General features: G+C 31.8%; 9 protein-coding genes. 8 read left to right on the top strand and 1 reads right to left on the bottom strand.

All coding sequences use genetic code 11. From position 1 onward, the window contains the following. The first annotated feature begins 370 nt into the window (after positions 1–370). Genes HMPREF2794_RS10475 through HMPREF2794_RS10460 form a run of 4 tightly spaced genes read left to right on the top strand, consistent with a single transcriptional unit; the run spans position 371 to position 2,431 of the window. Positions 371–820 (top strand): DUF3791 domain-containing protein, encoded by a 450-nt coding sequence (locus HMPREF2794_RS10475; protein ID WP_004295329.1) that lies wholly within the window; start codon positions 371–373, stop codon positions 818–820. Beyond that, the gene (locus HMPREF2794_RS10470; RefSeq protein ID WP_005647329.1) at positions 817–1,296 is read left to right on the top strand and encodes a DUF3990 domain-containing protein; all 480 of its coding nucleotides are present in this window, start codon (positions 817–819) and stop codon (positions 1,294–1,296) included. The genes HMPREF2794_RS10475 and HMPREF2794_RS10470 overlap by 4 nt, the downstream gene beginning before the upstream one ends. Before the next feature lie 21 nt (positions 1,297–1,317). After that, on the top strand, positions 1,318–1,578 hold the full coding sequence (locus HMPREF2794_RS10465; protein WP_005647331.1) for a hypothetical protein: 261 nt from the start codon (positions 1,318–1,320) through the stop codon (positions 1,576–1,578). Continuing rightward, positions 1,565–2,431, top strand: a complete 867-nt coding sequence (locus tag HMPREF2794_RS10460) for a zeta toxin family protein (protein ID WP_005647332.1) — start codon at positions 1,565–1,567, stop codon at positions 2,429–2,431. Before HMPREF2794_RS10465 ends, HMPREF2794_RS10460 begins: the two co-directional genes overlap by 14 nt. Positions 2,432–2,481: 50 nt before the next feature. On the opposite strand, the gene HMPREF2794_RS10455 is transcribed toward HMPREF2794_RS10460, so the two are convergent. Further along, positions 2,482–3,147 carry a M23 family metallopeptidase gene (locus tag HMPREF2794_RS10455; RefSeq protein ID WP_005647334.1) on the bottom strand — a complete coding sequence of 222 codons (666 nt, stop codon included), beginning with the start codon at positions 3,145–3,147 and terminating at the stop codon, positions 2,482–2,484. 40 nt (positions 3,148–3,187) lie between these two features. Here HMPREF2794_RS10455 and HMPREF2794_RS10450 point away from each other — a divergent pair, with 40 nt between their 5' ends. The 4 genes from HMPREF2794_RS10450 to HMPREF2794_RS10435 are packed head-to-tail and all read left to right on the top strand — an operon-like array spanning position 3,188 to position 7,082. Next, positions 3,188–3,907, top strand: a complete 720-nt coding sequence (locus HMPREF2794_RS10450; RefSeq protein WP_005647336.1) for a DUF4099 domain-containing protein — start codon at positions 3,188–3,190, stop codon at positions 3,905–3,907. Between the two features lies 1 nt (position 3,908). Continuing rightward, positions 3,909–5,468: a DUF3945 domain-containing protein gene (locus HMPREF2794_RS10445; RefSeq protein ID WP_005647338.1), complete on the top strand. Its 1,560-nt coding sequence runs from the start codon at positions 3,909–3,911 to the stop codon at positions 5,466–5,468. A gap of 4 nt (positions 5,469–5,472) precedes the next feature. Continuing rightward, positions 5,473–6,582 (top strand): toprim domain-containing protein, encoded by a 1,110-nt coding sequence (locus HMPREF2794_RS10440; protein ID WP_005647340.1) that lies wholly within the window; start codon positions 5,473–5,475, stop codon positions 6,580–6,582. After that, positions 6,579–7,082, top strand: coding sequence for a PH domain-containing protein (locus HMPREF2794_RS10435; protein ID WP_005647342.1), 504 nt, complete (start codon positions 6,579–6,581; stop codon positions 7,080–7,082). The genes HMPREF2794_RS10440 and HMPREF2794_RS10435 overlap by 4 nt, the downstream gene beginning before the upstream one ends. The last annotated feature ends 36 nt before the right edge of the window (positions 7,083–7,118 follow it).

Raw genomic sequence — 7,118 nt, 5'->3', positions numbered from 1 at the left:
TGCCAGTATAAAGAACAGCAAACAAAATTATGAATATCTTAAAATTTCTTTTAAGTAGCTTTTTATGGGCTATGGGTGGAGTTTTTGTATTAGCAATCTATGCGTATAGTGAACTAGTCTATTTGATTTTTATTTGCATTGCAATAGTAGGATTAACCATCTACTACAGAAAATCCATAATAAAAATGTACGCAGAAATCTTTAATGAGCTAGGAATCAATAAGTATGTTATACAAATTAAAAATCTAAAGAAATACAAAGAACCTATTTACAAACTAATCAATACAATAGGTCTATGATGATTGTTTTTTCTCTATCTTTGCTAAATACATCAGCAAGATAGCTATATAAAATTAGAAAATAAATAGTTATGGAAACTAATCAAACATATCAAAATGAACTTGGTTCGGCTATGCTCCCATTTGTTATGAGAGAATTGGTTGATACAGTCATGAAAAGAAAAACGCTACCTTTAGAAGATGCGTTATACTATATATATTCCTCCAATTTGTACAAGGCATTATTGGACGAGAATACAAAACTGTGGTATTCAAGCACATTATCACTTTATGAAGCATTAGAAAAAGAGAAAACAGAACAGAAGAAAGTACAAAAGGACAATCCAAAGATATTGCTTTTTCAAATGTTTTGTGCTGAAAATTACAGGGAAACTAAAAATATAAGTGCTAAAGAAACTCTTTTGCTGTTTTCCAATCATGGCGTTTTTGAATTTCTATATGAAAATTTTGAAATGCTGCACACACAAGATACAGAGTATATATTAGATACTATAATAACTTATATCAATAAAAAGGCATGAAACTATATCACGGCTCAACAGTTACCGTCAAATCCCCTAATATACAGAAAGGGCGTAAAGCTACTGACTTTGGAAAAGGATTCTATACGACAACTAATTTTGAACAGGCTAAGAAGTGGGCAATACTCAAAAGGAATCGGGAACATGGTAAAAAAGCTGTCGTTTCAGTTTATGAAGTCCCCGATAATATTCTTGATAGAGAGTTTTCAGTCCTTCGATTTGATGGGGCTACAAAAGAGTGGCTGGAGTTTGTAGTTAATAACCGCAGAGGAAAAGGAAAAAACAGCTATGATTTAATAATGGGCCCCGTTGCCAATGACCAGTTATATGCAACAATCCGGCTTTATGAACAAGGTGTTGTTACGGCTGATGCAGCGATTGAAATGCTAAAGACCCATAAGCTTTTTAACCAACTTTCATTTCATACAGTGAAAGTTATTCCATTATTAAAATTCACAGAATCTATTGAGGTATAAATCATAAAACTATAATGAACCATGAATAAAGAAATGAGTTTGGATGTTGCGCTCGACATTATCGGGACACTCCGCATGATGAAGATAGATGAAATATCAGAAGAGAAGGATGAAAACAGAAAAAAAATACTGCAAAAAGAACTTTCTGTTCTCAACACAGAAGAAAAAATAGCAAATGGATTGTTGCAGTTTGAAGTTTCTGAAAATGTGCGCTTATCAGTCATGGATAAGATACAAAACTATTACGCACCTAAATTGAAAGCATATTATGCAACGCTATGAAGTAGAAGCCATCTTTGAACAAAAAAAAGATGGCTTATTTGAGGACATCAATATATCATCACAAAAGCCTATTGCTATAATCTTAGGTGGACAACCAGCTTGCGGAAAAAGCACTCTTATAAATGTTGCAAAGAAAGACCATCCTAACTTAGATTTTCTCACTGTTAATGGTGACCTTTACAGACAGTTTCACCCCAATAAGGAACTAATAAAAGACCCTATTAAATACCCCATTGAAACCCAGATTTTTTCTAGCGTTTTTACAGAAAAACTAATAGAAGAAGCCATTAAACGGAAATGCAATATTATTATAGAAGGAACTATGAGAAATCCAGATGTACCTTTAAAGACAGCACAAAAATTTAAAGATGCAGGGTTCACTGTTGAAGCATATATTATTGCAGCTCCCAAGGAGTTTACCCAACTGGGACTTTACAATAGGTATCAAGAAGAAGTACTAAGTAAAGGACAAGGAAGATTAGCCGACATTGATTCACATAACAAAGCCATAAATGGACTAATGAAATCCGCAAACCAATTATACAGTGACAAGGCTGTAGATAAGATTTCTATCCACACCTACTTAGCGAAAGAAAGAATTAAAGATTTTAACCTAGTAAATGGTGAATGGAGTTGTAAAAGTATGCCATCTATTTTTATAGATGAAAGTCGTGCAAAACAGATGAAGAATAAAGAAATACTTAAGACTAACATTCAAACAGGAAAAGAACTTATTGAATCCGTCACGAATCCTGAAGTAAAAAAAGGAATGAAAGAAGCTCTGTCACAACTTCAATCTTCATTAGAAAAAGTTCAAAGACAAGAAAAAGGATTAAAAAAAGGTTTTTTCTGATTCAAATAAAAAGAGAGGACTGGTTTTTCCAATCCTCCCTTTCTATTTATTTATTTGCGTCTTAACTCATTATCTATTTGCTGTGAAATTTGTCCTTTAACGGTTCTGATTACCTCATTAATATAATCAAGAATTGGCTTGGGGTCTATAGTCTTATCTTTGTATTCCATTTGAAAATGTAAGTGTTCTCCTGTGCTGCGCCCGGTACTTCCACTAATGCCTATTGGTTGCCCAGCTTCAACAGCTTGTTTCGCATTTACAAGCACACTGTATAAATGCCCATAGATAGAAGTAAAATCACCATGACGCACTTCTACATAATTGCCCAACCCTTTATTTTTTCCTGTTTTTACAACCATTCCCGGCATTATCGAATAAACATAGTCGTTGTTACCTTTAAGGTCTATCCCTCTATGATTTGCTATTTTTCCAGTAAATGGGTCTTTTCTTTTACCATAATGGGAAGTTATCACCATTGAATCAATGGGCAAAGATAAATACCTTCTTTGCTTCCAGTATGCAAGCCGTTCTGTAGTCAAAGCATCATTGACGACAACAGCCTTTTCTTTTTCTTCTATCAATTTATTTTCTGTCGTTGCTAATACTGGTTCTGCTTTAGGAATATCCTTTTTCTGTAATACCGTATTAAACTGACAGTAGCCATTCACTGAAAAAAACAATGAATAAGCAAAAAACATGATAATTTTATTCTTCATATTGATATTTTTATTACTTTTGAGCAAAAATATACATTACATGGATAAAAATCAAGCTATTTTTAATGAAAATGATATTCCATATAAAGAATTAGAACTAATAGGAATATCAAAAAAGCAGATATGGTCTTTGGATAAGGCAAATATCACAGCTCTATTATCTGGAAAGAGAACCAGTTTACTAGACCTTTCTTTTCACGATAACAATGGAGAAGAAATAAGTATGAAAGGAAAAATAAGTTTGTACTGGAAAGACAGTAACAATGCTGGCGTTAAAATTCATCCAGTCAGACCAGAAATAATGAATGATATAAATCTTAAGCCAAAGGAGTTAGAACGACTTCAAGATAACGAAATAATAACAAAAACTATTAACAATGAAAAATATCTTGTACAATTAGACCCTGAAACAAACGAATTGCTTAAAACAAAAATCAAAAGCATTTCAATACCTTCAAACATAAAAGGTGTTGAGCTGGATAAGCAACAAAAGGAAACTCTAAAATCAGGTAAGGAATTGATTTTAAACGTTGACAAAGAAAAAATTGCCATAAGATTAGATTTAAATAATCCAAGAGGAATAAAATTCCTAGACTTCGAGCAGCAACAGAAAATAGCTTATGACCGGCATAACCCACAAATTATAGGAACTATTCATACTGATAAAAACAGAAATGAATATATAGAATACATGAAAGGACAAAAGCCGTCACTTGGAAATGAATCTCAATCTAAAGTAGAACATAAATTCAAATTATAAAATGGAAGAAAAGAAAAGTTTTGAAGCCCTGCAATATAGTTATGAAAATGCCGGACAATTCCGAGCCATAGCAGCAGTTCTTGGATATTCAGAAGAATATCGAAATGGTGATATTATCTTTTCCAAAGGTAATGAAACATATACTTATCCACTGAATACACTTAAACTTGGCAATTTAGGAGATAATAGAGAATCCTTGTTAGAGCAATCTAAAGAAAGAATAATCAGTTTCTTTGATAAAGAACAAGCTAGCAATAATTTCCAAGAATATAGCCAATATTTACGAGAAAACCACAATGTTGCAATTATAAAATGGGATGATATAAAACAAGGTGCTAATAAGAATGAAGGATATAAAGACGGATTTACAGTCATTGACCTTGAAAATAAAATTGCATATAAAGGAGAAGACCTTTATCGATATGCTTATGAACAAAACCAAACCCTAGATGGTAAAGGTTCATATGTTGATATAGATTGGAACAAGTTTAATGAAGTAGGAGTTAAACCGGAAAATTTAAGCCCCGAAGATATTGCAAATATCAGAAATGGGAAAAAAACTGGTATGCTAAATTTTTCCATTGAAGATACTCCTGATAATAGAACACTTCTAGACAATGAAAAAGTGTCTTATAAAACAGAAAATGGGAAACTCCATTTTGAAGGGAAAGCAACAACTCTTAAATATATAACAGCCGAGAATACACCTGAAAATAAATCTAAATTAAAAGCCAACGAAATTGATTTCAAAGAAGAAGGTAAACGCATCAAAATTGATGGTATCAATGCTAGAAAACTAGCAATCGCAGCTATTACTGTAGTTTACCCAATCGCTGGGATTGCTATCTTACTCATTCCTAAACGACAAGAAATAAAAAATGATTTATCCTTTACTAAGGATGAAATAAAAGCCCTAAAAGCTGATAATGTCGTAGTAAAGACTAATTCAAAAGGAGAAAGAACATTGCACCAACGTGACAAAGATACTAATGAGATTGTATCAATAAAAGCAAAAGACATTCATATTCCCCAAAAACTTGGAGGAGTAGAGCTAACTCCTATGCAGCAAGAAAATCTCAAAAATGGAAAAGAAATTACCATTGTAAACGAGGAACTAAACAAAGCTGCAAAAGTAAAACTAGATTTGAATGCCAGAAATGGATTATCAATCAAAGATGCAAATACTATAGAAATTAAAGCGACTGAAAATAAAGAACAAACAATAGGGAAAGAAAGACATATATCTGATAAAGAAAGATTAGAGTTTGTAGCCCAAAAAGGAGCTAAAGGGATTGATGAAATTTTTAAAGATAAACCCACCGAAATGGCTGCCTTTTTAGAGAAACATAAACTTTCTAAGGATTATGCTTCTTACAAGGAAGTAGAAAAAACATATTCCAGCTCTAGGGAAGCTACTAAACAAACTGTCGGAGAACAAATATCTACCCAGATAGATAAAATAGATAGTTCTATTAAAGCAACAGCGAAGCAAGAAGCATCTATTCTCGGATATGGTAGAACCTACGGAAAAAATAATGATACTCCAACAATGAAACTATAATATTATGCTAACATTTGACGATTATAAGGCTAAAATATCCATCATTCAAATACTTGAAGATTTAGGATATAAACAAGACATTAGCAAAGGAAAGGTTTCGCCTGTTTTTAAACTAACAGACGGAGCAGGTAACAAGTTGGATGAAATCATCATCAAGAATCCTCATAGTGTACAAGAACACTACTATGATAGGAATTATAAAGGTGGAGATTTAATTCAGTTCATCAAAAATCATATTAACGACTTCCCACAATTCCAACATCAAAATACATTTGTGCGAATTAATATGATTTTAGGACATTACGCAAATGAGCCTTATAGTCCTAAATATGAAGCATTCAAAGTTGTAAAAACAGAAAACAAATCTTTTGACAGAGATAGGTATAAAGAATTTCCTACTACACTCGCTGATTTAAGATTTCTCACAAATGAAAGAAATATAAATCATCAAGTCGTAGAGAAGTTTCTCCCATTTATCACAAGGGTTAAAGACTTACAAGGAAACGGCAATTATTATAATATAGGTTTTCCCTATATTAATCCAACAGATAAAGACAACAAAGTAACAAATTACGAATTAAGAAACTATGGATTCAAAGGAATGGCTGCCGGAGGAGATAAAAGTAACTCGCTTTGGATTGCTGATTTTTGCCCACACCCCCAAATGGCAAAACATATATACTTTGCAGAATCCGCTTTAGATGCTATGAGCTTCTATCAGCTCAATGCTAACAAAATCAAATTAGAAGAAAGTGTTTTTTGTAGTGTAGGAGGGTACATTTCAGTTAATCAAATAAAAAACACTTTATTGCGATACCCACAAGCTAAAGTACATACCTGTTTTGATAATGATTTAAACGGTAATTTGTATGACATTAAAGTGTCTGGAATCATTAGTAATACAGAAGTGACAATAAAAGAAAATAAAGATGATGTGCTGTTTAAAACTAAGGGTAGAGAATTCACTATTAACAAAAATGACGTTTCACTAGAAAGTTTTAGGGAAAAAAGCAAAATAATAGCTCCTATGATTTCTCATAAAGCAGAAAAAGCAAAAGATTTCAATGAAATTCTAATGAAACAACATGAACAAAAAAAAAGTATTAAGTTATGAATGATGGAACAAACATAGCTTCTGATGATATTATATTAAAGCCTAAATTCCGATATTGGTTAATGAAGAATTTCCTTTTAATCACATTAGCGATTTTCGTGTTCATTTTTAGTAAATATATAAGAGAACATGAATTATTAAAATTTATCAGTGGAACGATATTAGTATTGTTGATATTTATAATTTTCTACAGATATATTTCAATGTTACTTTGTACAAAATGGATTATAACTAGAGAGCAAATAAAAATATATCAAGGAGTACTTTCAAAAAGGATTAACTACATAGAATTATATCGGGTATATGATTATGAAGAAAAGCAAAGTTTTATCCAGTCTTTAATAAACAACACCAATATCTACATTTATTCTGGCGATAAATCAACACCAGAACTACTGATGAATGGTCTTAAAGCTAATAGTGACATAATTCAAACTATCAGAAATAGAGTAGAAGAACAAAAAAAGAAAAAAGGAATATATGAATTTACAAACAGATAATGATATGAAAAGAGTGCTTTTATTTTTTTCCCTAAT

This window comes from Bacteroides sp. HMSC067B03 (assembly GCF_001811315.1).
In the GTDB taxonomy this organism is placed as follows: domain Bacteria; phylum Bacteroidota; class Bacteroidia; order Bacteroidales; family Bacteroidaceae; genus Bacteroides; species Bacteroides faecis.
The sequence above is the reverse complement of the archived record's forward strand: the minus strand, read 5'-3'. Positions and strand labels throughout refer to the sequence as shown.

What these genes read in the sequence shown, in the direction of transcription:
- HMPREF2794_RS10475 (WP_004295329.1), top strand. Translation starts at nt 371, where the DNA reads ATGGAAACTAATCAAACATATCAAAATGAACTTGGTTCGGCTATGCTC.
- HMPREF2794_RS10470 (WP_005647329.1), top strand. Translation starts at nt 817, where the DNA reads ATGAAACTATATCACGGCTCAACAGTTACCGTCAAATCCCCTAATATA.
- HMPREF2794_RS10465 (WP_005647331.1), top strand. Translation starts at nt 1,318, where the DNA reads ATGAATAAAGAAATGAGTTTGGATGTTGCGCTCGACATTATCGGGACA.
- HMPREF2794_RS10460 (WP_005647332.1), top strand. Translation starts at nt 1,565, where the DNA reads ATGCAACGCTATGAAGTAGAAGCCATCTTTGAACAAAAAAAAGATGGC.
- HMPREF2794_RS10455 (WP_005647334.1), bottom strand. Translation starts at nt 3,147, where the DNA reads ATGAAGAATAAAATTATCATGTTTTTTGCTTATTCATTGTTTTTTTCA.
- HMPREF2794_RS10450 (WP_005647336.1), top strand. Translation starts at nt 3,188, where the DNA reads ATGGATAAAAATCAAGCTATTTTTAATGAAAATGATATTCCATATAAA.
- HMPREF2794_RS10445 (WP_005647338.1), top strand. Translation starts at nt 3,909, where the DNA reads ATGGAAGAAAAGAAAAGTTTTGAAGCCCTGCAATATAGTTATGAAAAT.
- HMPREF2794_RS10440 (WP_005647340.1), top strand. Translation starts at nt 5,473, where the DNA reads ATGCTAACATTTGACGATTATAAGGCTAAAATATCCATCATTCAAATA.
- HMPREF2794_RS10435 (WP_005647342.1), top strand. Translation starts at nt 6,579, where the DNA reads ATGAATGATGGAACAAACATAGCTTCTGATGATATTATATTAAAGCCT.